This window comes from Tahibacter soli (assembly GCF_025717065.2).
GTDB lineage: Bacteria > Pseudomonadota > Gammaproteobacteria > Xanthomonadales > Rhodanobacteraceae > Tahibacter > Tahibacter soli.
This window is the reverse complement of record NZ_JAOVZO020000021.1, coordinates 1-25,081: the sequence shown is the minus strand read 5'-3', so window position 1 is coordinate 25,081 and position 25,081 is coordinate 1. Positions and strand designations below refer to the sequence as shown.

Genomic DNA, 25,081 nt, shown 5'->3' with positions numbered 1-25,081 from the left:
GCGAAAGCGGCAATCGCGTCAGCCGACGAGCTCGGCGACGCGTTCGCGCAATCGCGGCAGGAGGTCGGCCGCGAACCACGGATTGCGCTTGAGCCACGCCTGGTTGCGCGGACTCGGATGCGGCAGCGGCACGACGGCCGGCCAGTGCGCGCGCCAGCCGGTCACCGCGGCGGTCACGTCGCCGGCTTCGGGCAGATGCCACGCCTGCGCGTAGCGGCCGATCACGAGCGTCAGTTGAATCTCCGGCATCAGATTCAGCAATCGCGTGCGCCACAGCGGCGCGCACGCGGCGAGCGGCGGCAGGTCGCCGCCTTTCGCGGTGCCGGGAAAGCACAGGCCCATCGGCACGATCGCGATGCGCCGCGCGTCGTAGAACGTGTCGCGATCGACGCCGAGCCAGGCGCGCAGGCGATCGCCGCTCGCATCGTCGAACGGAATGCCGGCATCGTGCGCGCGCCGGCCCGGCGCTTGTCCCGCGATGAGGATGCGCGCGTGCGGATCGACCTGCAGGATCGGCTTCGGTTCGAGCGGCAGCACGGACGCGCAGTGCGTGCACGCGCGGGCCTCGGCCAGCGCGCGTCGCCAGTCGCCCGCGCCGGCCGCCATCGCTACGCCTTTTTCAGCAGCAGACGCCGCAGCGGCAGCGCGATCGCGAGCACCGCGAGAAACATGCCGTAGGCGGTCAACGTCGCGAGTATTTGTTTCCACATGTTGCCGGCGTTCGCGTCGGCGTTGAGGTAGCCCCAGCGCATCGCCCAGATCGACAGCGCCGCCGCCGCGGCGAGCGTGGCGACGTCGAACACGCGCCGCGCCGGTCCGCGCGGCGTGCGCGGAAAGAACGCGAACAGGCCGCCCAAGATCGCGAACCACGGAAAGAACAGGATGAAAGCAAGGCTGATCGAGACGTCGGCGTTCATGAGTTTACGCGGTCATTCAATCGAGGACGATGCCGTGCAGCCGCTGCACGTCGTCGGAGGATACCGGAATCGGCTGGCTGCCCCAGGCGGCGCGCGCGTAGCTCACGACCGCGGCGATGTCGGCGCTGGCGAGCTTCTGCGCGAACGGCGGCATCGAATGCGGTCGCGGGTTCCGTGCGGTCGTCGGCGGCACCGCGCCGTACAGCACGATGCGCACGGCATTGATCGGATCGGGCGCCGTCAGCGACACCGCGCGGTCGAGCGGCGGATGGTCGAGGCCGCGCCCGCGGCCGTCGCGGCCGTGGCAGTCGGCGCAGTGTTCCTCGTACAGCCGGCGGCCGTTGCCGGCGGCGGTCGCGCCGAGCGGCGCGGCGAGCGTGTTCGCGCGCGGCAGCGGATGCGCCGGGATCGATTTGAGATACGTCGCCATCGCGGTCGCGTCGGCGTCGGTCAGGTGCTTCAGGCTCGAATACACCACTTCGGCCATCGGCCCGTACGCGGCGCCGCGTTCGGATACGCCCGAGCGCAGATAGCCGGCGAGCTGTTCGACGTCGAAGCGCGCGAGCTGGCGCTCGTCGAGCGGCGGCGCATACCAGCCGAGGCCCGGAATGCGTCCGCCGGCAAGATAGCCCTCGCGCGGCAGCGAGCCGAGCATGCCGCGTTCGCCGTGACACATCGCGCAGTGGCCGAGACCGTCGACGAGATAACGGCCGCGGTTCCACTGCGGCGACTGCTTCGGATCGTCCGCGAACGGCGCGGGCCGGTACGTCAGCATGCGCCAGCCGACGAGCGCGCCGCGCCAGCTCGCGGGAAACTCGAGGCGGTTCGGCGGCGCCGCGGCGACCGCCGGCGCGAGCGAGCGCAGGTACGCGAACAGCGCGTCGAGGTCGACGTCGGTCAATGCGGCAAAGTTCGCATACGGAAAAACGGGATAAAGCACGCCATGCCGGCTGACGCCGTGGCGCATCGCGTGGCGGAATTCGTCGCGCGACCATTCGCCGAGGCCGGTCGCGACATCGGGCGTCAGGTTCGTGCTGTGGATCGTGCCGTAGTCGGTGACGAACGCGCGCCCGCCGGCGAGCGGCGTGCCGCCGCGCGTCGTGTGGCACGTCGCGCAGTTGCCGAGGCGCGCGAGGTATTCGCCGCGCGCGATCGTCGCGGCGTCGGCGTCGACGCGTTCGCCGCCGGTTCCGGCCGGCGGCACCGCGTACGGCGCGAAGCCGCCCTGCAGGCCGAACAGCGCGCCGCCGACGGCGAGCGCGAGCAGTACGAACGGCGTCGCGACGAACGCGCGCGTGATCCAGCGCGACGCGCGGCTCACGGCGTCACCGCCGCGTGCGCAAGGCCGCCGCAGGCCACCGGCGATACCACGCTGCCGGCGGGTGCCGGACGCCGGCCGTCGTCGTGCGACTGCTGCGACAGCCAGACGGCCACCGCGCGGATGTGATCGGGCGTCAGTTTGTTCGCGACGTCGGCCATGCAGTCGGGCGCGACGCCGCGGCGCACGCCTTCGCGCCAGCCGCCGAGCTGCGCGATGACGTAGTCGGCCGGCAGGCCGACGAGCGCCGGTACGCCGGGCTCGACGCCCGCGAGATCGGCGCCGTGGCACGCGGCGCAGGCGGGCACGCCGGCGGCCTTGTCGCCGTCGCGCACGAGCGTTTCGGCGCGCGCGCGCAGGTCGGCGGTCAACGCGGCGGCGCCGGTATCGGCGGCGCGCGTGCGCGGCGGCTGCGCGGCGTAGAACGCGGCGATTTCCCGCATCCACGCGTCGTCCATGAACTGCACGAGCCACGTCATCTGCGGGCTCTGGCGGCGCCCGTCGCGAAAACCCTGCAATTGTTCGAGCAGGTAGCCGGCGGGCTTGCCGGCCAGATGCGGGTAGTACTCGGCACCGGGCGCGCCTTCGCCGCGCGCGCCGTGGCAGGCGGCGCACGCGGCGAGGCGTTCGATCATGTCGTCGTCGGCGCGCGCCTTGGCTGCCGGCAAAAGCACTGCGACGGCGAAGGCGAAACCGGCAAACGACCAACGCGAAACTGGCGGCATGGCTCGACGATTCTTGTCTGGCATGCCCGCCATGGTAGTGGGCGCGGCGCCATGCTCAACCTTTCTGCGTCGACTTGCCGCAGGCCCGTCACGCTGCGGCCAGCAGTTGATCCTCCGCCTTCGCGATCGCCTCGCGCGCATTCTCTTCGCCATGCGCGACGCCTTCGGCCGCGACGAATTCCACGTCGGCGATGCCGATGAATCCGAGCACGCCGCGCAGGTAGCCGGTCTGGAAATCCATCGCCTGCGCGGGTCCGTCGGAGTACACGCCGCCGCGCGACAGGATCACCACGACGCGCTTGCCCCGGACGAGACCCTGCGGGCCGCCGGCGCCGTAGGAAAACGTGCGGCCGACGCGCACGACGTGATCGATCCAGGCCTTGAGCGACGACGGCAGCGCGAAGTTGTACATCGGCGCGCCGATCACGATCGTGTCGGCGGCGAGCAGTTCGTCGACGAGCGCGTCGGACTGCGCGAGCGTCGCGCGCTGCGCGTCGCTGCGCGCGTCGTCCGGCGTGAAGTACGCGCCGATGATCGCCTCGTCGACGTGCGGCGGCGCGTCGAGCGCAAGATCGCGCTCGATCACGCGGCCGTCCGGATGGCGGCGGCGCCATTCCTCGACGAAGCGCGCGGTCAGGCGGCGCGACACGGAACCGGTGCGGCGCGCGCTCGAATCGATATGCAGCAAAGTGCTCATGGAATCCTCGGGCAATGGAAACCGTGCCGCGCGAAACGCGGCCGGTGGGGTTCGAAGAAAGCCATGGCGCCGGCGCCGAGGCGGTGTGCCGCCAAGATAGGCACTGGCCGATTGCGGCGGTAGCTGGAAGAATCGGATTTCAGTCGTCCATGAATGGCAGCAATCGATGATCGATCTCAACGGCGTCGCGGTTTTCGTCCACACCGTGCGCGCGGGCAGTTTCGCCGGCGCGGCGCGGCGGCTCGGGTTGCCGTCCAATACGGTCAGCCGGCGCGTGCAGCAGCTCGAATCGGAACTCGGCACGCGCCTGTTGCAGCGCTCGACGCGCAAGCTGTCGCTGACGACGGCGGGCCGCGAGTTTTTCGACCGCAGCGCGGCCGGCGTCGAGGAAATCGAACTCGCGCGGCGCGATCTCGCCGAATCGAGCCACGAACCGCGCGGCACGCTGCGCGTCGCGGCGCCGGCCGACTTCCTCGAGCACTTCTCGCCCGACTTCATCGCCGAATTCCTCGCGCCGTATCCGCGCCTGTCGCTCGAATTCAAGCTCGACGACGACCCGGTGGATCTCGTCGGCGAAGGCTACGACCTCGCGTTCCGCGCCGGCGCGATGCCCGATTCGAGCCTCGTCGCGCGCAAGCTCGCCGACGCGCAGAAGGTGCTCGTCGCGAGCCCGGCGTATCTCGCCGCGCGCGGCACGCCGGTGCGCGTCGCCGATCTCGCCGCGCACGACTGCATCAATATGCCGACCGGCGGCACCCGTACGACATGGCGGCTCGACGGGCCGCACGGCACCGAGGAGGTGCGCGTCGCCGGCCGTTTCGCCGCGAACGCGGCCCGCGCGCTCGCCGCCGGCGCGCGCGCGGGCCTCGGCATCGCGCTGGTGCCGACGATGCTCGTCGAGCGCGATCTCGAAACCGGACGGCTCGTGCACGTCATGCCGGAATATCGCCGCACGGTCGGCGGCGTCTACGCGGTGTATCCGAGCCGCCGCCAGCTGTCGCCGGCGATCGGCGCGCTGGTCGATTTCGTCACCGCGCGGTTCGTGCGTGACGGGGCGTGCACGCGAGGCTAGTGTCCGTGGTCGGTGATCTGGTGCGACTCGGGCTTGCCTGACGGATCCATGACGTCGCGCAGCGTCGTCTGCAGCCGCGCGTGCACCTGCACGAAGCTGCGCCACAGGAACGCCGCGAGCGCGAGCGCGCCGGCGAGCAGGAGTATCAGCACGCCGGCCGACGGCAGGATCGCCGAACCGAGCGCCATCACGAGCAGCGCGAGAATCACCAGCATCGCGAGCGGAATCATCTTGCCCAGCACGCGCCGCAGCGCGTAAGTGCGCGCGCCGGCCGCGCCTTCGCGGATGCCGAGTTCGGCGAGCACCATGCCGAGCGCGTCGGCCTTGCGATAGGCCGCGATCAGCATCGGCATCGACACGACGAGCGCGGCCGACCACAAGAGGCTCCTGCGCAGCGTTTCGCTCGCGGCCCATTGCGGCAGCCAGACGAGGATGCGCGGCTTGAGCCACGCGGCGCCGAGAAACACCGCCGCGACGAGCGCCATGTTGATGACGATATGCACGACGAGGCGGCGCAGCATCGCGGCGATCGCCGCGTTCTCCTCGACGGGCTTCAGGCCCGCGATCCAGTTCGCGTAGGCGCTCATCAGCGCGTTGACCTTGCCCGGCATCGCCGCGCGCACGCCGTCGGCGATGCGGTCGGACGCGCGCGACAGGTACGGCGTGACGAACGCGGTGAGCACCGACGCGGCCACGGCGATCGGATAGAGAAATTCGCTCGTCACGCCGGTGGAAACGCCCAGCGCCGCGATGACGAACGAGAACTCGCCGATCTGCGCGAGCCCGAGCCCCGCGCGCAGCGACGTGTGGCCGTCGTTGCCGGCGATGACGCCGCCGAACGTGCAGGCGAGCGTCTTGCCGACGATCACCGCGAGCGCGACGAGGATCACCGGCACCGCGTAGTCGACGAGCATGCGCGGATCGATCAGGAGGCCGATCGCGACGAAGAACAGCGCGCCGAACATGTCGCGCAGCGGTTCGATCAGTTTCTCCACGCGGCGCGCCGACTTCGCCTCGGCGACGATCGCGCCGCCAATGAACGCGCCGAGCGCGACCGAAAAGCCGGTTTCGGCCGCGAGCAGGCTGACGCCGAAACAGATGCCGAGCGATGTGACGAGCAGCATCTCCGAACGCCCGAACGACGCGACGTGATCGACGAGGCGCGGCAGCAGCAGCAATCCCAGAACGAGGCCGACCACGATGAAGAGACTCAGCTTGCCGATCGTCGCGAGCGCGTGGCCCGGTTCGATCGCGCCGCTGATCGCGATGCCCGACAGCACCGCGATCAGCACGATCGCGAACACGTCTTCGACGAGCAGAATGCCGATGGTCAGGCGCGCGAAGCGTTCGCGCTGGCGCCGCGCGTCCTCGATGCTGCGCAGGACGAGCATCGTCGACGAGATGGCCATCAGCGAGCCGAGAAACAGCGCGTCCATCGTGCGCCAGCCGAACCAGCGTCCGAGTTCGTAGCCGATCCACAGCATCAGCATCACTTCGACGCCGGTCGCCACGAGCGCGGCGACGCCGACTTCGCGCAGCCGCCGCAGGCTGAATTCGAGGCCCAGCGAGAACATCAGCAGCACGACGCCGAGATCGGCGATGCTCTTGATCGTTTCCTCGTTCGTGATCAGCGCGAAAGGCGGCGTGTGCGGGCCGATCAGCACGCCCGCGAGGATGTAGCCGAGCACCACCGGCTGACGCAGCCGATGGAAAACGATGGTCGTCAGACCCGCGACGACCATGATGACCGCGAGGTCCTGGAGGAATCCGATGCCGTGCATGACACGTTAATAGCGTGCGCGCGGTGAAACGCACAAGCACATCGCTCGCGCGGCCGGCCGCGGCGCGTGATGTCAAAAATATTTCGCGAAAGGTATTGACGACCTCGTATGCCCTCCCTAGAATTCCGCCTCTCTCGCGAGGGGGCCATAGCTCAGCTGGGAGAGCGCTACAATGGCATTGTAGAGGTCGTCGGTTCGATCCCGACTGGCTCCACCAAGATCAACGAACAAGTATAAAGAGGTTCAACGTCCCCATCGTCTAGAGGCCTAGGACATTACCCTTTCACGGTAGCGACCGGGGTTCGAATCCCCGTGGGGACGCCAAATAAAGCTGCACAGCAGCCGCTCTGAGTGAAAGACGGAGCAACGTTTCATGGAGTGGTAGTTCAGTCGGTTAGAATATCGGCCTGTCACGCCGAGGGTCGCGGGTTCGAGTCCCGTCCACTCCGCCAATTAGAAACCCGCCGCAAGGCGGGTTTTTTTATCCGGTACGTTGAAGCCCGCCGCAAGGCGGGCTTTTTCTTTATCCGGTACGTCGAAGCCCGCCGCAAGGCGGGTTTTTTTATCCGGTATGTCGAAGCCCGCCGCAAGGCGGGCTTTTTGTTTTCCGTATCCCGAACCGAAAAACTTTGTCTCTTTCTGCACTTCTCGCTTTATCCGCAAACCCGGCGCAAGCCGGGTTTGCGCAATCCCTCAAGGCACCAGCAATATCTTGCCGTCGCGCTCGCCCGCCGCCGCGGCGGCAACCGCTTCCTTGATCCGTTCGATCGGATAGGTCGCCTGCACTTTCGCCGACAGCTCGCCGCTCGCGATCAGCTGCGCGATCTTGCCGAGCACTTCGATCTTGCGCTGCGGCGTCGCCGCGCCGTACCACGCGCTGACCCAGAATCCGCGCAGGCGAACGTCGCGGAAGATGATGTCCGCCGGCGACGCATGGCACGCCTCGCCGCTCATCGCGCCGTAGTTGACGACCGTCGCGCCGCGGCCGACGCAGTGCGCGAGACGCTCGGTCGCGGCGCCGCCGACCGCGTCGATGCCGAGCGCGACCTTCGCGCCGCCGGTGATTTCCTTGACGCGCCTGGGCAGGTCTTCGCCGTCGACGAGCACGTATTCGGCGCCGAGCTCCTTCACCGCCGCTACCGCCGATTCGCGCCGCACGACGTTGATGAGCTTGAGTCCGCGGTGCTTCGCGATCTGCACGAGATAGCCGCCGACCGCGGAATTCGCGGCGTTCTGGATGACCCAGTCGCCGGGTTCGAGATCGACGATTTCGGTGAGCAGCAGCCACGCCGTCGGCGGATTGACCGTGAGCATCGACAGCTGCCGCGGATCGGCCTCGGACGGCAGCGGCAAAAGGCTCGCCGCGTCGGCGATCATCTGCGTCGTCCACGTGCCCGATCCCGCCGGCAACAGCACGACCTGGCCGACGTGCACATTTTCCACATGGGGACCGAGCGCGAGGACGCGCCCGACGCCTTCGTTGCCGGGCGTCGCCGGCAGCGGCGGCAGGATGCCGTATTGACCGGTCAGCTGCAGCAGGTCCGAAGGATTGATCGGCGCCGCGAGCACCGCGACGAGCGCCTGCCCGGGCCCGGGCGGCGGCAGTTCGGCATCGACGGCTTCGACCACGTCCTGCGGCACCGGGCCGCGTTCTGCGTATTGCGCGCGTTTCATCGGTACTCCCCCAAGCGAAGGTGAATCAAGCCTTTGGGGGCGCGCCGGCGCGAAACAAGGCTCAGGCGTTGGCGCGCAGATCCGAATGCACGCGCCGCAAGGTGCCGACCGAATGTCCCTGCTCGCCGAGATATTCGAGCCAGCGCGTCAGGAACGTATTCATCTGCAGGCGGTGCGCGAACACGGTCTGGGTCGGCGGATACGGGCCGAGCACGTCGATGAGGTGGCGCCCCGGGTGGCAGTGCGTGGCCTCGGCCAGGTGCGCATCCTGGTACAGGCGCAGCCACGCCGACGGCGACAGCTCGCCGGTGTCGGGATCGGTCATGCAGTAGTTCAGGCGCAGCTCGACGGTGTAGCGATGCTGCTCGATCAGGTCGAGCCGCACGTCGAGGCCGTCGTCGATCGAGGAAAGATACGTGCCGGGCGCGAGGCGGTGCGGCCTGAACAGCCGCACGAGGCGTTGATAGTTCTCCGCGTACAGGCCCATGAGGTAGGCGAAGCGGGTCGGCGCAAGCAGGTGCAGCGGGCGTTCGAAAGCGGTCGTCATGCGGCCGATCATAGCAGCGGGGTATTTCACGACCAGACTGCACGGGCGGGCATGGGACTGGTACGATGGAGGCCCATTCGTTCTCGCGCCGGGCGATTTTTTTCCGCCTCCCGCAATTCCCGACGAAGCCGTCGATCTTCTACGAAGCCGTCATCCCAGCGAAAGCTGGGATCCAGCCGTTGCCTTCAGGCCCGAAAAGCTGGATTCCAGCTTTCGCTGGGATGACGCACTAATCCTAAATAGTTATTTTTAAACGTATTTTTCTGCTACAATCCCCTACACAAGTCCAACACAGCAACGGCCGATCAAGAACTTACGACGCCGCTCTGCACGGAATCTGCACAGAAAGGGGAACAAATGGCCTTCGTCATCGACAAACAGGAGGTTCACTCGGGCCTCGTGATCTTCCGCCGCTCGGATGTGCAGCACCGGAAGTGGTACTGCCGGGTGAAGCTCCCGAAGGAAGATCGCTACAAGATCTTTTCCCTTAGAACCGAGAGCATTGAAGCCGCGCGCGACAAGGCGATGGAGCACTATTCCGAGGTGAGGTTTAGCCTCAAGCATGGCGTTCCCGTGTTCAACCGACCGTTTTCGGCTGTCGCTAAAGAGTTCCTGGCGGAGCAGGAAGTGAAGGCTTTGCGTGGTGAGATCAGTAAAGACCGCCCTCGCAAGCTACGCACAGTGATCGACCGGCCGCTGCAAGCCTATGTTGGGTCGACGCAAATTCACCTGATTGGCCAGGAAACCTGGGAGAATTATCCCGGCTGGCGTCGCGAGAACGGCGTTGGCCGCCTCCGCGACAAGCGCATCAGCGACTCCACGATCCGCTTTGAAATGTCCGTGTTCCTCGGGGTCATGACGTTTGCCATCAAGAAGCGTTACGTCCCGGCAAACCTGAGCTTCGAGAAGAAGCCGAAGCTCAAGACCATGCGGCGCGACGAGTTCACGCTTGAGGAGTACCGGAAACTGCATACGGTAGGCCGGGCTTGGGTCGCCAAGGCGAGCAAGCCATCGAGCACTTGGTATCGCACAGTCGCCTACAACTTCATTCTGATCATGTGCAATACCGGCATGAGGCCGTCAGAGGCGAAGAACCTGCGCTGGCGCGACGTCAAACCCGCGAAGGACCGTGAAGGCCGCGAGATTGTCGTGCTGTTCGTTCAGGGCAAGGGCAAGTCCCGGAACCTTGTCGCACCGAAGAGCGTGCTCGACTACCTCGAACGCATCCGCGCCCTTTCCAAGGCGGCTGAGCCGGACAACCGGGTGTTCACCACGATCACCGGCAAACCGGCAACGACTATCTACAAGAACATGATTGAGAGCGTCTTGGTTGAAGCGGGCCTTCGTGATGGCACGAACGGCGTTCCACGCTCAACCTACTGCTTCCGCCATACCTATGCGACGTTCCGCCTTAGCGAAGGGGTGGACGTATATTTCCTCGCCGAACAGATGGGCACATCGGTCAAGATGATTGAAGACCACTACGGCCACGTAAACACCGTGAAACACGCCGACCGCGTGTTGATGGGCATGGGCGGCTGGGAGCCTGTCGAGCGAACCGACGCCGACAAGGAAGGCGACGCCAAGGCAGCGGGTGCCGCTGGCGCGCGCCAGCGTACGGCTACCCGCAGCAAGACAAAGCACTAGATCGGCAATAGAGCGCGCCGAGCTTCGGCGCGCTGGCGATCTTCCTTCTGCTGCCGCCGATGCGCGCCGCTGGCGCATGTTGTCATCGGAGGCTGCAGGGGGCGCAGAGGGCTTAACGCACCGAGACTCGGTGCGTTTCTGCGCCACTTCTTCTAAGTCGATTGCGCCGCTGGCGCAGAAGAATCGACTGCTCTTGATTGTACTTGTCGGGTTCTCGGAGGATGTATGCGCCGAGCCTCGGCGCGTTCAATACTTTCGGCTCTATCAGACAGTTGACGACGATTCAGAGAGAAAAAGGAGGGGTTGTCTCTGGCCAAGACGGAGCTATTGAAGTGACGCCCCCTGCTGGCCGGGGCTGCGGTGCCGACGTCGATGCCAATTTTAAGCTAGGCTTGTCGGAGCCATATTTGCGAGCGGGTAACGAAATGCAAGATATGCGCGGCCGAGTCAACACGAGGGGGGCACGGGTCGGTCACTGCAATATTTGCGACGAGTTCGGGCCACTCACTGAGGATCACGTTCCTCCCAAGGGTACGTTGTTAGTTAAGCAGGTTGAACTCATGCGGATTGTTGAGCTGTTGGGCGCAGGGCCTATCCGTAAAAACCGCAATCGACGCTACATGCCGGGAGGCGTTCACTTTCGAACTCTTTGTGCAAAATGTAATAACGACCTACTTGGCCGACGCTACGACAAAGAGCTGATTCGTTTTTCAAATGCAGTTTCAGAGACCCTTAAATCATCGCTCGCGCTGCCCACAACAGTTCAAATACCTGCCAACCCCGGACGTTTGGTAAGAGCAGTAGTAGGCCACCTGCTAGCCATCGGCGTTGCACGACGCCCCCATTCTCCGATATGGCAGGTAGCGTCTAGGTACTTTCTGGATCCAGCTGAACCGATACCTGATGAGATCGACGTATACGTCTGGGCTTATCCGCACCGAACACAGGTGCAGTTGCGACTCGCGAGCTTACAACCCGACTTTTTCCGCACTAAGCCGATTCTGTTTTCGTGCTTGAAGTATTTTCCTGTGGGCTTCATGGTCACATGGTCTATAGATGACCGAAGCAGAGTTCCCTTGCCCAACCTCCGCGACTACATGATCCACACTGGAGATCATGAGGTGTCTATTCCGATTCAACTGCGCCCCTTGGTGAAAGAACGCTGGCCGGAGGCCCCGGGCAGCGAGGCAGCCGTTTTTCATACAGAAGACGATGGTTTTGGCGCAATTCCTTCTGGACAAAAGAACTAGGATGCGGATAGCCACTTCATAGCGGCGGTCGGCGGCAGCTAGTCGTAGTCCAGCGCGTCAAGGTCGATAGTCCGATTCAACTGCGCCCCTTGGTGAAAGAACGCTGGCCGGAGGCCCCGGGCAGCGAGGCAGCCGTTTTTCATATAGAAGACGATGGTTTTGGCGCAATTCCTTCTGGACAAAAAGAACTAGGATGCGGATAGCCACTTCATAGCGGCGGTCGGCGGCAGCTAGTCGTAGTCCAGCGCGTCAAGGTCGATAGTTGTCAATGCGACGCTGAGGCAGCCGCAAGTATCCTGAGGGCGCAGGTATATTCTTCCGTGTGCCAAGTGCCCTTCCGCACCTGGCGCAATCTGTTGTCATACTGCGTCGGCAGTTCCAGCGAAGTTCTATCAAGCTCGGGCTCCACTTCATTTCCTAACCCGCAAACCATTGCCACAGGCGTATGAACCCCACAGCCGCGAGCAGCAAGGGTGAGGCGAAAGCCAAGCCGATGCACAGGGCGGCGACGGTGGCTGCGAAGGGGCCGACATCGCCGGCCTGCCCGTAGCTGCGGTATGACTTCCGAGCCATCGCCTTACCGCCCCAGGTATACAGTGGTGATTTGTTCGCGGCCGTGGCCGAGTTCGGCGGAGATTTGCAAGCGTGCGCGCCGATCGACGACGCGTTGTTCGGGCGAAAGCTGCCGCACGCCCGGCCCCCCGGCTGCTGGTGCGTTCCAGCCCGTCAGGTTGCGATACCGCCACTGCGCATAGTGATGTCGCAAGCCGTGGGTCTTGGAGATCCCGGCCTTGCTAGTTGCGAATTTGAACCGCTGGAGCTGGTCGACGTAGCGCAGATGCGAGGGAATTAGCGATCCATCGCCAACAACGCGCTGCGTTTCGGCTAGCAGTGCACGTTGCCTCGGCGTCCGCACAGGTACAGTGCGGGCGCGACCGCCCTTGCACCAGCTTCCACGCAGCCGGATATGGTCGCCCTGGTCGGCGTAGACGACACGGAATTTCAGTGCCTCTTCGCGACGTAGGCCGAAAGCGGCCTGTAGACGTAGTGCGAGGCGGATATGGGTGTCTTCGACACTGGCGAGGGCATCCCGCGTTGCCTCGATAGCCTTTGAGCCCTTGGCGACGAACTCGCGAGCCTCAATGCCATAGACGGCATTATCGCGGGCGATGACGGCTGGCTTGCCGACCCTTTCAGCCCACCAGCGCAGGGTCGCCATGCGGTTCTTGCGTGTGCCAGCGGCAAGACCTTCGATCTGCCATTGATGCACCAGGGCATCGACGTGCTTGGGCTTCAGCGACCGTGCGCCCATCCGCCCGAACCCCAAAGCCTTCAATTCATCCGCGACCTGGCGCAGCATCTGCAAGCGGCCGGCTTGCGTCGCCTTGCTGCCATCCCGGTTTCGTCGGCACAGCTTGGTCAGCTCGAACTTCAAACACGTGGCCACGAGGTGGCCCTTTCTGTTTAGTGTTGATGCCGGGGACAAGCCTCTTGGGCCTGACCGCCGCCCCGAAGGGGCGCAAGGGCAGTTTCTATGCCTCTGACGAGGCAACAACCGCCGTGCCTGTAGGCACTGCGCGAGTCGTTTTTCTGGATATTACGTAGTAGCTCTGCACGTCCAGGTGTGCAACGCCTGCCGCCGATGCGGCCCGATATTGTGTCCTGGTAGACCTCCGATGGGATGTGAAACGGCAAAACTAAAGTACCAATGAAATACCGTGTTGAAGCGAAGTCCGCAACTGCGCAAAGGTGATAGTTCGCGCATGTTTATTACAGCTGAGCAGCAGCCAATCGAGAGAATCAGGGGAGGTATCGTTTAGCGACGACTTGATCGATTTTTGACGCTTATTCCTCGGTCGGAGTGTCCACAATTGCGGTGGCAATTGGAATTTCTTCTTTTTCCAATGGCATGGTTACCCCAACGCGCTCGAATACGATTGAAATCAGCGTATGAGGCACGAGCGGAATCTCGAACTTAATCGTTCTCTTCGCCAATCCATGCGGTGCGAGCAGCGGATCGTTCTCGTCTCGATTCGACGGCACCGGCAAGTACGGAGGCGGCGCAACGCATCGTGCGTCTACGTCAGCGGGTAGCGTTATAATAAAAGTAAACTTCCTCGTAAGAAATTTTGGCGAGAACCTAATAGTAAGAGGAAGGTTGCCCACATAATTCGGATGGACGGACTTGATATTTGAGCGGCCACCAGCCGTCATGTCAACATTGACTGGAGATTCGTCATCACCATCGGGGACTCCAATCTCGTTTATTGAGGTCGCTACGCCATCAATGGGTTGGGCATACTGGAGAGTTAGCGGCTTAAGCTTGTCTAGGTTTTCAATTGCAATCTTTTCTATGGTGGTGGCTGTGGCCGCTTCCCCATCTAGAGAGAGGCCGATTTCGGCGACGTGTTCAACATCTAGGTGATACAAAGCATGAAGGCCTTTCAGGGCCTCGATAGCTGTATCTGGAACCACAGCTTTAACGATTTTATCGGCTGCGCTATCACTAAAACGAGTTATGGCGTCTTTGGCTGTGTCAGCTATCGACCCGCCAACTTGCTGATTGAAGGAGAAGCGAGCATGATGATGCAAGGGAATCTCGATGGTCAATGCAATCGCTCCAACAAGCCACGCCTTTGACATGAACTCCGTTATGTAGTGGCCAATCTGACTGTTGAAAAAAAGGTCAGGTCGAGTCTAGTCATAAGGAAAGGCCATTCGCTAATGGCCAACAAAAACCAATAGAAGAACGGCACAAGCAGCCACGCCCATGCGATAACTTTCGCTCTTCGATCTGCCGTGGCACCGGGGTTAGTTTGTAGATCCATGTTCCTGCCCCTATAAAAAAAGAGGTCCGTTTTTTAACGGACCTCTGGGTCGAAAGCATAAGAAAAAATATTAAGCGGCTGAGTCTGGCGGATTTTTACTAACAGGAATAATTCTGTCAAGGGCGGGCATAGACATTTCGATGTAGGTCTTTGAGTCATGCTCACCCACCATAATTACGCGGCCGAGTTCACGCTGCTTAATTGCCCATTCAAGTAAGCCAACCGCGTAATTGAAAAGTTCTTTTCGAGTAGACAAATCGAGCTTCCTCTGTGCTTCCTCAAGAGCCAAAATTCGGCTATCAGAAAGCTCCAGAACGACCCTGTTTTTCAGGTTCGCAGCGGTGCTCATGGGGACCTCCAGGGCTACGTTTCTAGAATGAAAAGGCCCGGCACTCGCATCAGCGGGGCCGGGCCGTTGGGTGAAATTGGTGGTATTTGCCAACGGCAATCTCCCACAATATGCGACGATGGTGCGCACCGTCCGAATTATCCCGCAGTCAGGGAGCCGGCTCTTGATCAATATCATTTGAGCTATTCAACTCATGCTCCCAAACACATTCTGAGACACAATCGATGGAATCCACTACTTCAATTGTCGGTACAAGAGGTTCGTCGGATTGAATGACTTTGCTCTCGACCACTTGAAATTCAGAAGAATCGTTGTTCATACACGCTCCACAAGTGGTGGTTAAACCGTCACTAGGCGGGGCGATCCGAAGAAACCCACTAGCTGACTTTCGACAGCGAATGAGCGTCTCAAAGCGCTGGTAGCTTCTTGCTACCGACCACGGGTTAAAAAAACATTACAACTTTGATGCTTGGTTCCAGCATGGCATACTGAACCAATCGTGTCAAGAAGCTGTTCGCGAAGCTGAATGGAGGATGGACATAGAATGTACATTCGGGCTTGCCGCCTCACGCATGACCGTCTGTTTCCAGAGGCCAAAGGGAATGCCCGGTTCGGAAAACAGCGCGCCGTTGTCTACGAAATTTCTGACTTTCTGCCCGGCATTCACCATGTCTCATGCGAGTGTCACGACTTGAGACAGAGCGAGCCGCGCAGCTCCAAGCGCCCAATTGAGCAGAATGTGACAGCGTGACGAGCTGGCCCGTTATAGCGTGACAAGCATGCTCCAGAAGCATCCGTGATGACGCCGGTGGTCACGGGGTTGGCATTGTTCCGTGTCCTGGGAAAGCGGCGGCTGGCGTAGCTGAGGGCTGGCCGTCACTGTCAGCTATCGCCGCCAGTGACGGCCTCTAAGACGACCGGTCAATACGCTCACTCCTTCTTGCCTGCTGCGGCGTCGAGCAGCATGCGTCGAATGGCCGGGTCTTCGGCGTAGTCGATGATCTGGCGCATCGAGCCGGTATCGATGCCGTTGACGTCAGCTCCCTTTTCGATGAGTAACCTCACGACTTCCCCATGGCCGTTTTGGGCGGCAAGCAGTATCGCCGGCCCAATCCCGCGCCGGCCTTGCATGTTTGTGTAGGCGTAGACGCCAGTACCAGGGTCAAAACCATGTTCGACGGCGTGTCGTACAACCTCGATACTTCCGACTGCGGCGGCGATCGCAAGGGCGTTGCCGTTGATTTTGCCCCGGCCTCGCTCGCCACGAATCGTCGCGTTCATCTGGTGCAGGGCAGTATCTGGCGGCCCCTCCTCGATGACGAAGCAACTGCTAGCGGGCGTAAAGAGACCCTCATCAATCAGCTGTTTCATCAAAGATACGGTCTGGGGGTGATTGGGCGTCGAGCGCATCGCTTCCGATGCGTCTGCACACAGCTTGTCGTACTTAGCCTTGGCAATCGCGTCCAACCGCCGCAACGGCTCGAACGGTGACTTTGCAATGCCCGCCGACTGCGCCTCCAGCCACGAAGCAACATCGAGCTTTCCTTGCGCCTTGGCGCAATCCTGCGGCTTCAGCGCCAAGTCGTTGGGCCGGGCTACGTCGGCGCCGCGACTCACCAACAACTTGACCGTTTCCAAGCGTCCCGCACAGGCCGCAAGGAACAACGGCGTCGAGTCATGCTCAGCGAGTACATCGACTGGTGTGCCGAGGCCGATGAGCTCGGACGCACTGTCGGTCGCTCCCTGGAGTGCCGCGAAGTGCAGCAGCGTCATTTGGCGCGGCCCGGCCAAGAGATGCCAGGGCGTTCTGTTGCCCATGCGCCGCTCGAACTCGATTCGGTTCAGAAGGTCTTTCGGGTGATTGTTCGCAATGCTTTCGGCCACGCCGTTGAACGTCATCTCAGTGGCAGGGTCGGTGATGCGCTCGCCCCGGCTTTCGGATGCCTGTTTACCTTGGCTGCCAGCGGTCGCTTCCGGTTCCATAATGGCAAGGCCGGTGATTCGATACGGCGCGCTCAAGGACACCCACAAGAGTTCATGAGCAGTCAGGTTCCCGTACTCAACCATGATCCCGTTTTCCGGGCTCCAGGATTGAATATCGGCACGCTTAAATCCCCCTGCTGCAGCCTCGAATTCCTTCATTGCGGCTATCCAGGACTCCTTGCCGCGAAGGGCCTTGTAAGCCGGGATCATCATTTCGTATGCGGCGGCGTAGTCGCCCTTCGCGCGGTGCGCGTAGAACTGTTCGATCGTTGATCGCCCCTCGTCCGGTTTTTCCTTGTCGGCCGTTGCTTTCGACGCCTCGCTGACGGCGGCCGGACTTGTTGTCTGATCACCGCCTTTCGAGCAACTGGCAGCTGATGCCGCCAGAGCCAAGACGCCCAGGACGCTGAAGATCTTCATATGCCCTCTCAGTTCGTCGGATATCGGACAGCCGCTCGATGGCGCGGTCGCGCCGGCGGTCTGTAACGGCAGCAGTGCCGATGAGGGCCGCGCGCCTCAGCGCCATTGGCCGGGCCGTCCGGTTCGGCCCTTCCGCCCCAGCGAAGTCTTGTTTAGCCGTACCTCAGTGTCAAGCTATGCCGAACGACAGCAGTGCGGAAGTTCCATACCTTTCGGGCAGGCAGGTCGCGCAGGGTGTGGCATGAAGCGGTTTGGAGATCGGCTGAGGGAGGCACGGACGGCAGCCGGCATGACGCAGGAGCAGCTCGGCTTCGAGCTGGGCGTCACCAAATCGTCGGTCTCGGCCTGGGAGAACGGGCGCGAGACGCCCGGCTTCAGGCTTCTTGAAGCACTGCGTCAAGCACTCGGCCGCTCGTTGGATGAGCTGATATGCGATGCGCCGGCCGCCGCCGAAACGGGCGTGTCGAAGGACACCACGGACACAGACGCTGCCTCTGTTGCCCGCAACCCGGATGAGCGTGCCTTGCTGGCTCGCTATCGCCGTCTCCCAGCGCGCAAACGCGGCGCCCTCCTGGAACTAATCCGGCGAGAGTAGCGTCGGAACGAGAAGGGCGCGTTGTTGCTTCGGCTTCCGTCAAAATGACGACAGGGCACGCCTTGGCGTGCCCTGTTGTTACCGCAATCTCTAGATGAGTCCTCGCTCGGCCATGCTGACGGCAGCGTTGCCGCCAATCACGAAGTGATCGATCAGGCGAACCTCCATAAGGTTCAACGCCTCCCGAACCTTCCCGGTAATCGCCACGTCCGCCTCGGACGGTTCGGCGATACCGCTTGGATGATTGTGCACAAGGATGACGGCAGCGGCATTGTTGGCCAATGCACGCTTGGCGACGACTCTCTCGTGCACGCTGCAGCCGGTTAACGTGCCCCGGAACAGGATCTCGAATGCGATGACCTGGTGGCGGGTCGTCATGAACAGGCAAGCGAACACTTCTTCGCTGTAGCTTGCCAGACGAATGGCCAAATACTCCCGCGCTGTCCTTGGCAATGCCAGGACGTCCATACCCGAGAATCGCCGCTGGACGATCGCTCGAGCTTCCTGCAACACCCGTTCTTCGTAGTCCGCCTCGAACTCGCTGGGGAAGAGGATGCGTCGCCGAAAATCGTCCGTGTCAGCTTCAAACATTGTCGCGCTCCTGCCCCGGCTTGCGGGGCGTCTGATGACACCCCGCGCCGGGATGGTGCGGAATAAACGGAATACAACCGTGGATAGGTGTAACAGTGGATGACGCAGCCGGCAAAGGGAAACTTGCGGTTACCCCGAAATTTCCAGTTACTGACGCTGCTGGGCGGGGGCGCGAACCATTCCGAAAAATGAGAGCTATATCGACTCAGTTCACACTATTTGCTGCCATCCACCTCCATGCTGGTGTGAGATCGACCCAGTCGAACTCATCGCCAAGGCTGCCATCATCGTTAACGATTCGAAGGCGCGTGTCTTCCCGTGTGACGAATAAAACCTTGCCGTAGATTTTCGCCGTGCGCTGTGCCTTACGGCTGGCATCCTTGGTGCTCTCCTTGGTTTCCACCATGCGCGTTTCTGGTTCCTGCCCTAAGGGGTATTCCAAGCACACGATGAAGTCGGGATAGAAGTAGTTGCGGTGCTCGCTTCGCACCAGGCGCACGGACCATGGCTTTTTGGGAGGGTTTCGGTGCCACCACACGACATGTTCGTCGCGCTCCAGCGACTGGATAAACTCACGTTCTTCCAGGTTCACGCCAGCCGACCCATCAATACCAAACACCGATACCGTGCCGCCGGCAAATACCAGGGTATCCTTGAACATCGTTGTCTGGCCTTCGATGTCCAAGCTGTCGCGGTCGCTCGTAATCGTGCCATCCAGCGGCGGCATCACCCCGTAAAGGTTCTTGGCAGCGCCGCTAAGCGCCTTGCTAAGTGGATACAGCAGCAGGGTTGGCAATGGCGCCGCATCTCCGACGGTGGCGAACTCTGCGATGGTGTCCTGCACCATTTCACCGATCCTCTGAGCGTCCCGCCTCACGACCCAACAGGCCGCATCCCTTGCCAAGCGATCGAGCTGCTTGTCATCGAGAACGGATGCACCTGCTGCATCACTGGGGGCACCGCAACATCCTCGCGCAGGCGTGCTGCCAGCGTTCCAACAATGATACGCACATCGGCTTCTTCCACCTGCGGGATTTTCCTTAGACTGGCGGCCGCCTCTCTGGCCAAGGATATCCGGTCAGTGATGATCGTGACCTCTTCGATGTGCGTGTTGTCCTCGTCTTTCGTGAGCTCGGTATGGATCTCTTTGTCGCGCAGCAGGTTGTAGGCTGCCCTAACTGCGAAATCTATCTTGTCTTCGTTCAGCGGGAGATCGGCGGCGACCCGTGCCGACACCTTGGCCATGTCAGCCATTGCCGGCCGAGTCTCCTGCTTGAACAAGGCGGGAGCCGCTCGCAGCCTTGTGTTTAGTCGATAGGCCTTGAGTCCCTGATCCTTCAGGCGGTCTAGGATTTCGTGCAAGTCCGCCGGAATACCACCTGACTTAGGCGTGGATTCGACAATCCAATCGGTGTCCATCATTGCCGTGCCAGGATCAACGGTGCGCTGATCGCCAAACAGGCCGGGCTGGAAGGTGCCCCCACGAGGCTGCGTCTCGTCTTCTTCGGGCTCGTCGATGGGCACCAGAGGCTCAAACTTGTGGTCGTAGAAGGCCGGGAGTTGGGGCGAGGCCTTGTTGGTGATGACCGTTGCGCCACTCCTGGTCTGCTTGACCACCATCTGCTCAGTCTGACCCTCAAGTTGGCTCTTGACCGCGCCCACGGTGTTCACCGCGGACTGAAAACCCGCCTGAGCCTCACCATCCGCCAAGTAGACGTAGGCAGTATCCAGCGCGTCGGGGATCTCGTGGGGTTTGGGGAAGGCGCCGCGCACCTGGGGCGCCACGCGCATGACCCGGCCAATGAACTGCATCGCAAAGTCGGCATCGTTGACCAGCTTGGTGGACGCCAGGACGAATGCGCGAGGAGCGTCGAACCCCGTGCCGGCCGACTGTTTGAAGATCAGTACTTCCTTGCTGTGATCGTTGGCGATGGCAGCCATCAGCACTGGGTCGGGCTCATTGGCCGAATGGACGCCGATCGCGCCCATGGGGACGCGACACAGACGGATCAGGTCTTCGCGCGCCTCCTCGACTGTCTTGTCACCGTTTGCGACCTGCACGAGCAGCAGCGGTGCCAAATCGATCCCGGCGGCCTTCAGTGATTTCTTAAGCCACAGGTGTTTTTTCCAGGACTGGCGCAGCACCGTGCGCTTGAGGTCTGCGACGGTGGAGATGGTCCGCTGGAGGTCGTACTTCACTGCCTCGATGTACTTCTTATTCAGCCGGGCCTCAACAACCTGAGCCCTGCTGACCACGAATGAGGTGCGTGCCTCCTTGCCTGCCTGCGCGATGAACTGGTCCAGCACCGCGTCTTTTGGCGTCGCAGACGCCATGACCAAGTAGTCCGGCTTGACCCAGAGGGCGAACGCGCCAAACTCGGTGCCTGTCTTCAGCCCGATATGCGCTTCGTCCACGACCAAGCCAATCTTTAATTTCCTGGCTCGCGCCAGCTCCACGAATTCATTAAGCGCCCGTTGATCGTCGTCCGCTCCGCTGGAGTAACCTGTCTTGCGATCCTTGGCGCTGGCTACACCCGCAGCCGTGGATAGCAGCACCATACCCTTCGTCGGCTCCTGGTTACGCCCTCGGGAAAGCATGACCGGGAACAGCTGCCCATCTGCATTACCCAAGATGGCGTCCTCGGTCTGCTGGACCAAGTTTACGTACGGGACGAACCATAGCCATACGGTGTCTTGTGCCGCCGACACTTTCGATAGAGCCCGAACCAGCATGAAGGTCTTGCCTGAGCCAGTCGGTGAGCGTAGCAAGACGGGGGGCGAGGGATGGGCGAGCAGTGCCGCCGATAGGTTGCTGATGATGTCCTTCTGAAAGCCAATGGGTTCATGGCCGGCCGTCTGCGCAACGATAAAGTCAATGCTCATACGCGGCCTCCGGCCTGTCCACTGAGCAGTGCTTCGGCCAAGCTATGGCAGTTGGCATCTATACCATGCGCCTCTAGCGCTTCCTGGAGCGCAAGTGGACGGTCGCAGTACACGGCCAGACGCTGCACACCATTTTGCTGCGGCCATATCGCCAATTCTTTAACGACCTGATCATTGATCTCCATGCATAGCAAAATGTCGTAATCGTCTGCCCTGGCGATGTACTGGACGTGTCCTCCGCGGGAATTCCGTATAGCATGAGCCAGACGCAAACTCAGCAACGCAGCGGCAGTCTCCGCCTTAACGTCGTAGAGCAGATCGGCGGGAGCAACTTTGTCGAGTTGAAGGTACGCAAATTCGCCCCCCGCTTCCGCACTGAAACCAGCGTTTCCATTGAATCCAGCAATAACTCGACGCATGCGGGCAGCGCACACGTCGCGACAGATATTCCGGGTTGGTTCGTCGTCATTCGCTTCTGTGCTGGAGCACAGAATGAAATGACGCTGCCCCCCGTCTTCAGCGTTCAACTGCAAAAGCGCTTGGCCAGTCGTTCCAGACCCGGCAAAGAAATCAAGCACGATGTCGTTCTTCTTTGTCGCTTGCTCTAGCAGTCCTCTCAATAGACTCAATGGCTTGGGGTATGGGAAGGCCTTGCCGCCAAGAATTGATTTCACCTCTTCCGTGGCCACGCCACCTCGCGTGCTACGCAGGGTTACAATGGCTTCAATGAAGTCGTCGTCATCATCGACTTCCTCATTGATACCGGCAATCCAACTGCTTACGGGAGCAAGTCGCTCTTCTTCTGGACGTGCTGTCCAATGCTCTTTGCGCGACGGCCGACCTGGCGCGATTGGCTTACCGACCCAGAAATCTAAGTCGGGCAAATTCTCACGTAGGAGAGCCGTCTTTTTCTTAGGCAGGATTGGTCCCCGTCCTTCGCGGATGGCAGCAATGAGATCGTCACGCGTATCGAACTGCATGACATCCCTAGGCTTGCATGGGGGGAAGTAGATAAGTTGCTTTTCAATCAACATCTCGATCGTATCGCTGCGCAAGCCGTCTAGAGCTGCAGCAATTGCATTCTTGTCGCCCTCCAGGCGCGTTCGAATCGCTTTTTCAGAGGCGAATCGCCATGTGCTATCTGGATCACACGGGTACCAATACCCAGTCTCTGGATTCTGAATTGGGTAGTATGCATTGGGCCTCTCAAACAGCGTCTTATTGGCTGTAAGTGGTTGCGGCGACCAATCGCCCCTCGCATCGTCATCTGGATTGCGGAACTTGCGGCGATCGGTAGGTCGTCCATTGAATTTGAAGCCGGGATTCGCATACACAAGCACATGTTCGTGAACATGGCTGAATCGCTGCGACAAATCGTTGCCGGTGTCCTTGGTTCGCCAAACCAAACTGCCAAGTCGGCGACCAGGAAATACCTCGTCCATCAACATTTCTAGCCTGGACCGGTTCTCGTCGTTTATTGACACGAGGATAACGCCATCAGGCGAGATCAGATCGCGCGCCAATACTAGGCGTCGATACAGAAACTCAAGCCATTGAGAGTGCCGCCAGCGGTCCGTCTTGCCCACATAACGGTCGTTATAGACCCAATCCTTGTTCCCGGTGTTGTAGGGCGGATCGATGTAGATCACCCGCACCCGGCCGGCATGGGTAGCCTTGAGTAGTCGCAACGAATCGAAATTGTCGCCTTCGATGATCAGGTTGCGGTGGATGAATCTCTCTCCGCGTCCATGGGTTTGTGGCTTAGTTCCGGTACTAACCGAGGCAGCACGATGTCGACATTCAACGCCTCGTCGTGTTCGATGGCGTTGCGCTCCCAAGTCAGTCCCAGCTTTCGCTTGGTGAGGTGTTCGACGAGCAGTCGTCGCAGTTCAGGGGCGCCCAGTTGGCTTAGGCGAGCGAGGAGATTCGATGGGCTTTCGGGTTGAGTCATGAGTTCGATCTTGGAGTGGTTCTCGGCCGCGCATGCGCTGGCCGAAATGTTAGAGGCGATGCATATGGCGCTATAACAGTGCTTGATGGCCGCTGGCAGATAGGCCATGAACCCCCAGGACGCGCGTCCTATGTGGTCGGCGTTACCGTCGCTATTGCGTCTGCCGCAGACCGAGTGAACTCAAGCTGGCCTTGTGGCGGCTCAGGTGGCAACGGAAGATCCTGCATCCGCACGGTCTTCAGGCCGTTAGCCGTCGCTCTGGCGATCAGCTTCTTGTCATCCGTGTACAGCGTATGGGCTCCGGCCACCTTCGCGATTGCGAGGATCTGTCGGTCGAACTTCACCTTGGCTTTGGTGTCCTTGGGGCCTAGCTTCCTGCTCATCGTGGGATCTTTGAGGCAGGCGCACTCGACGGCGGCGATCTGGTCGAACGAGACGACGGAAAAGGCCGCGGAGTGACTAATTTCCCCCAATAGCTGAAGCTTCCCCGGCCCTACGCTGACCATCAGCTCGGCGAGCACAGGGGTGGGCACGACAACGCGAACCCCGGCGTCACTCAGGTTGTTGAGGAGCAGTTCAACACGCTCCCGACACTTCGGAATGGGCTCGCCATCGTCACCGAGTGGAGCACTGGCATCAGGCTGCAGGACGAAAAGAAGGGTTGCGGTATCAGCGACGACCATCAGTCTTCATCCCTGTCTTGAACGAGCCGCTGCCATGCGTCTGGCAGCCAGGTCTCGGCGACCGGCAGGGCTCGTATTCGACCGAGCGCCTCCATCAAGGTCTCCGCCTTAAGCTCCTCAAACTGGTGAGCCTTCAGCGCGTCGTACAACCATTCGCCGCTATCGTTCCGGGTTGCGCGCACGGTACCGGTCAGACGGATTACCCCCTCGAATAGGTGGGGCGCAAGCTCGCGCGCCAATCCCCTGGACACCTCAAAGTTCCACGTCTGCCCATCCGCATCCTGGATGGAAGCATGCGCGGTCTTGTCCTTCCCTCCGATGCGCACGAGCTGCCCGTCGCGGGAGAATGCTTGAGTGAACGGCCCGAGCTTTGGAGGACGAGGCTCCTTGCGGCCCGGAAATGCAAGGATGTTGCTGTTGTTGAGCTTGAGCGTGCCCTCTGCGTTGTCACTGCGGAGCATCTCATTGAGCTTGCGGTAGCGGTCGCCTCTGGTACCACGAACACCCATCCGGGCTTCGTTGACGTTGTTGCGAACCTTGGCGACGGCCGGCCGCTCAACTTTCACGGCCAGCTTGGCGCTGCCCGTTGTGATCTTCTCGAAGTGTACGTTGTCCTCCTCGCCCAGCATGGCTGCCAGCTCTGCCATGTACGCCGCCAACCGAGCCATCGGGATGGTCTCGGGGGTGAAGGCATCTATACGGAAAACGTAGCGGTCATCATCCAGCATGGGCGTCTCTTGCGGGGCTGCGGCGGGGCTATACAGAAGCACCGGGGCATCGCACCGACCGAGAACCAAGTCTTCCACATTCCGCTTCGGCCTGCACCACCTCGTTCTGTGCGGGGCATTCGTCCGCCGTGGCTGTAGCTGCCCGCACCGACTCCTTTCTCATGTCGCGCCTCTCTCACCCCGCTGCAGGTGAGAGGTCTGGCCCGCTCACGGCAGGCATTTCCTTTACGCGCGCCTGTCAGGGGCACGCCACGGGGAAATCGCAATGTGGAAACGCCCGCGAACCTGGGTCACGCTTGCGCTGCTGGTCTTGCTGAACGTCGTCGCGTGGGACATACGCCCCCAGGCATTGGAGATACCAGGGGTTATTCCGCTCTATTCCCACCAGACCGAGACCGGGATCGAGGTGCTGTCGATTCCGTTTGTAGTCGTCTGTTTAACC

The 25,081-nt window shown here is 61.7% G+C and carries 24 protein-coding genes and 3 tRNA genes; 7 read left to right on the top strand and 20 right to left on the bottom strand.

What is annotated here, in order from left to right; translation table 11 throughout:
- Positions 1-18: 18 nt before the first annotated feature.
- The 5 genes from OD750_RS25360 to OD750_RS25340 all read right to left on the bottom strand — a co-directional run bounded on the left by OD750_RS25360 (position 19) and on the right by OD750_RS25340 (position 3,657).
- A complete protein-coding gene (locus OD750_RS25360) occupies positions 19-606 on the bottom strand; it encodes a uracil-DNA glycosylase family protein (RefSeq protein ID WP_263543973.1) in 588 nt (195 codons plus the stop codon).
- A gap of 2 nt (positions 607-608) precedes the next feature.
- Positions 609-917 carry a hypothetical protein gene (locus OD750_RS25355; protein ID WP_263543974.1) on the bottom strand — a complete coding sequence of 103 codons (309 nt, stop codon included), beginning with the start codon at positions 915-917 and terminating at the stop codon, positions 609-611.
- A 16-nt stretch (positions 918-933) separates the two neighbouring features.
- Entirely contained in the window at positions 934-2,238 is a 1,305-nt protein-coding gene (locus OD750_RS25350) for a c-type cytochrome (RefSeq protein WP_263543975.1), read from the bottom strand.
- Complete coding sequence (locus OD750_RS25345) at positions 2,235-2,903, bottom strand: c-type cytochrome (protein ID WP_272842154.1); 669 nt, start codon at positions 2,901-2,903, stop codon at positions 2,235-2,237. The genes OD750_RS25350 and OD750_RS25345 overlap by 4 nt, the downstream gene beginning before the upstream one ends.
- Positions 2,904-3,048: 145 nt before the next feature.
- Entirely contained in the window at positions 3,049-3,657 is a 609-nt protein-coding gene (locus OD750_RS25340; protein ID WP_263543977.1) for an FMN-dependent NADH-azoreductase, read from the bottom strand.
- Positions 3,658-3,823: 166 nt separating this feature from the next.
- Between OD750_RS25340 and OD750_RS25335 the strand changes: the two genes are divergently transcribed.
- Positions 3,824-4,729: a LysR family transcriptional regulator gene (locus OD750_RS25335; RefSeq protein WP_263543978.1), complete on the top strand. Its 906-nt coding sequence runs from the start codon at positions 3,824-3,826 to the stop codon at positions 4,727-4,729.
- Here the strand turns inward: OD750_RS25335 and OD750_RS25330 are convergent.
- On the bottom strand, positions 4,726-6,510 hold the full coding sequence (locus OD750_RS25330; protein WP_263543979.1) for a cation:proton antiporter: 1,785 nt from the start codon (positions 6,508-6,510) through the stop codon (positions 4,726-4,728). The genes OD750_RS25335 and OD750_RS25330 overlap by 4 nt on opposite strands.
- 141 nt (positions 6,511-6,651) lie before the next feature.
- Here OD750_RS25330 and OD750_RS25325 point away from each other — a divergent pair.
- The 3 genes from OD750_RS25325 to OD750_RS25315 all read left to right on the top strand — a co-directional run bounded on the left by OD750_RS25325 (position 6,652) and on the right by OD750_RS25315 (position 6,962).
- Positions 6,652-6,727, top strand: a tRNA-Ala gene (locus OD750_RS25325).
- Between the two features lie 31 nt (positions 6,728-6,758).
- Positions 6,759-6,834: transfer RNA gene (locus tag OD750_RS25320), tRNA-Glu, on the top strand.
- Between the two features lie 51 nt (positions 6,835-6,885).
- Positions 6,886-6,962 (top strand) — tRNA-Asp (locus OD750_RS25315).
- Between the two features lies 1 nt (position 6,963).
- Here OD750_RS25315 and OD750_RS25310 read toward each other — a convergent pair.
- The 3 genes from OD750_RS25310 to OD750_RS25300 all read right to left on the bottom strand — a co-directional run bounded on the left by OD750_RS25310 (position 6,964) and on the right by OD750_RS25300 (position 8,731).
- Complete coding sequence (locus tag OD750_RS25310; RefSeq protein ID WP_263543980.1) at positions 6,964-7,155, bottom strand: hypothetical protein; 192 nt, start codon at positions 7,153-7,155, stop codon at positions 6,964-6,966.
- Positions 7,156-7,203: 48 nt separating this feature from the next.
- Positions 7,204-8,184 (bottom strand): zinc-dependent alcohol dehydrogenase family protein, encoded by a 981-nt coding sequence (locus OD750_RS25305; RefSeq protein ID WP_263543981.1) that lies wholly within the window; start codon positions 8,182-8,184, stop codon positions 7,204-7,206.
- A gap of 61 nt (positions 8,185-8,245) precedes the next feature.
- Positions 8,246-8,731, bottom strand: coding sequence for a DUF1249 domain-containing protein (locus OD750_RS25300; protein WP_263543982.1), 486 nt, complete (start codon positions 8,729-8,731; stop codon positions 8,246-8,248).
- A 357-nt stretch (positions 8,732-9,088) separates the two neighbouring features.
- On the opposite strand from OD750_RS25300, the gene OD750_RS25295 reads away from it, so the two are divergent.
- Together OD750_RS25295 and OD750_RS25290 are read left to right on the top strand one after the other, a co-directional pair.
- Complete coding sequence (locus OD750_RS25295; protein ID WP_263543983.1) at positions 9,089-10,378, top strand: tyrosine-type recombinase/integrase; 1,290 nt, start codon at positions 9,089-9,091, stop codon at positions 10,376-10,378.
- A gap of 221 nt (positions 10,379-10,599) precedes the next feature.
- Positions 10,600-11,628: a hypothetical protein gene (locus OD750_RS25290; RefSeq protein ID WP_263543984.1), complete on the top strand. Its 1,029-nt coding sequence runs from the start codon at positions 10,600-10,602 to the stop codon at positions 11,626-11,628.
- A gap of 577 nt (positions 11,629-12,205) precedes the next feature.
- Here OD750_RS25290 and OD750_RS25285 read toward each other — a convergent pair.
- The 4 genes from OD750_RS25285 to OD750_RS25270 all read right to left on the bottom strand — a co-directional run bounded on the left by OD750_RS25285 (position 12,206) and on the right by OD750_RS25270 (position 17,208).
- Positions 12,206-13,063, bottom strand: coding sequence for a phage integrase N-terminal domain-containing protein (locus OD750_RS25285; RefSeq protein WP_263543985.1), 858 nt, complete (start codon positions 13,061-13,063; stop codon positions 12,206-12,208).
- A 410-nt stretch (positions 13,064-13,473) separates the two neighbouring features.
- Positions 13,474-14,238, bottom strand: a complete 765-nt coding sequence (locus tag OD750_RS25280) for a hypothetical protein (protein WP_263543986.1) — start codon at positions 14,236-14,238, stop codon at positions 13,474-13,476.
- Between the two features lie 288 nt (positions 14,239-14,526).
- Positions 14,527-14,805, bottom strand: a complete 279-nt coding sequence (locus OD750_RS25275; RefSeq protein ID WP_263543987.1) for a hypothetical protein — start codon at positions 14,803-14,805, stop codon at positions 14,527-14,529.
- A gap of 930 nt (positions 14,806-15,735) precedes the next feature.
- A complete protein-coding gene (locus OD750_RS25270; RefSeq protein ID WP_263540563.1) occupies positions 15,736-17,208 on the bottom strand; it encodes an ankyrin repeat domain-containing protein in 1,473 nt (490 codons plus the stop codon).
- A gap of 289 nt (positions 17,209-17,497) precedes the next feature.
- Between OD750_RS25270 and OD750_RS25265 the strand changes: the two genes are divergently transcribed.
- Complete coding sequence (locus tag OD750_RS25265; protein ID WP_425508267.1) at positions 17,498-17,803, top strand: helix-turn-helix domain-containing protein; 306 nt, start codon at positions 17,498-17,500, stop codon at positions 17,801-17,803.
- A 90-nt stretch (positions 17,804-17,893) separates the two neighbouring features.
- Here the strand turns inward: OD750_RS25265 and OD750_RS25260 are convergent, their stop codons facing one another.
- The 7 genes from OD750_RS25260 to OD750_RS25230 form a co-directional block, all read right to left on the bottom strand.
- A complete protein-coding gene (locus OD750_RS25260) occupies positions 17,894-18,394 on the bottom strand; it encodes a JAB domain-containing protein (protein WP_263540561.1) in 501 nt (166 codons plus the stop codon).
- 205 nt (positions 18,395-18,599) lie between these two features.
- Complete coding sequence (locus tag OD750_RS25255) at positions 18,600-19,241, bottom strand: hypothetical protein (protein WP_263540560.1); 642 nt, start codon at positions 19,239-19,241, stop codon at positions 18,600-18,602.
- Positions 19,242-19,267: 26 nt separating this feature from the next.
- Positions 19,268-21,277: a DEAD/DEAH box helicase gene (locus OD750_RS25250; RefSeq protein ID WP_263540559.1), complete on the bottom strand. Its 2,010-nt coding sequence runs from the start codon at positions 21,275-21,277 to the stop codon at positions 19,268-19,270.
- On the bottom strand, positions 21,274-22,926 hold the full coding sequence (locus tag OD750_RS25245; protein WP_272842153.1) for a site-specific DNA-methyltransferase: 1,653 nt from the start codon (positions 22,924-22,926) through the stop codon (positions 21,274-21,276). Before OD750_RS25245 ends, OD750_RS25250 begins: the two co-directional genes overlap by 4 nt.
- 65 nt (positions 22,927-22,991) lie before the next feature.
- Complete coding sequence (locus OD750_RS25240; protein ID WP_272842152.1) at positions 22,992-23,336, bottom strand: hypothetical protein; 345 nt, start codon at positions 23,334-23,336, stop codon at positions 22,992-22,994.
- A 20-nt stretch (positions 23,337-23,356) separates the two neighbouring features.
- A complete protein-coding gene (locus OD750_RS25235) occupies positions 23,357-23,911 on the bottom strand; it encodes a PIN domain-containing protein (RefSeq protein ID WP_272842151.1) in 555 nt (184 codons plus the stop codon).
- Entirely contained in the window at positions 23,911-24,639 is a 729-nt protein-coding gene (locus tag OD750_RS25230; RefSeq protein ID WP_272842150.1) for a hypothetical protein, read from the bottom strand. The genes OD750_RS25235 and OD750_RS25230 overlap by 1 nt, the downstream gene beginning before the upstream one ends.
- Positions 24,640-25,081 lie beyond the last annotated feature (442 nt).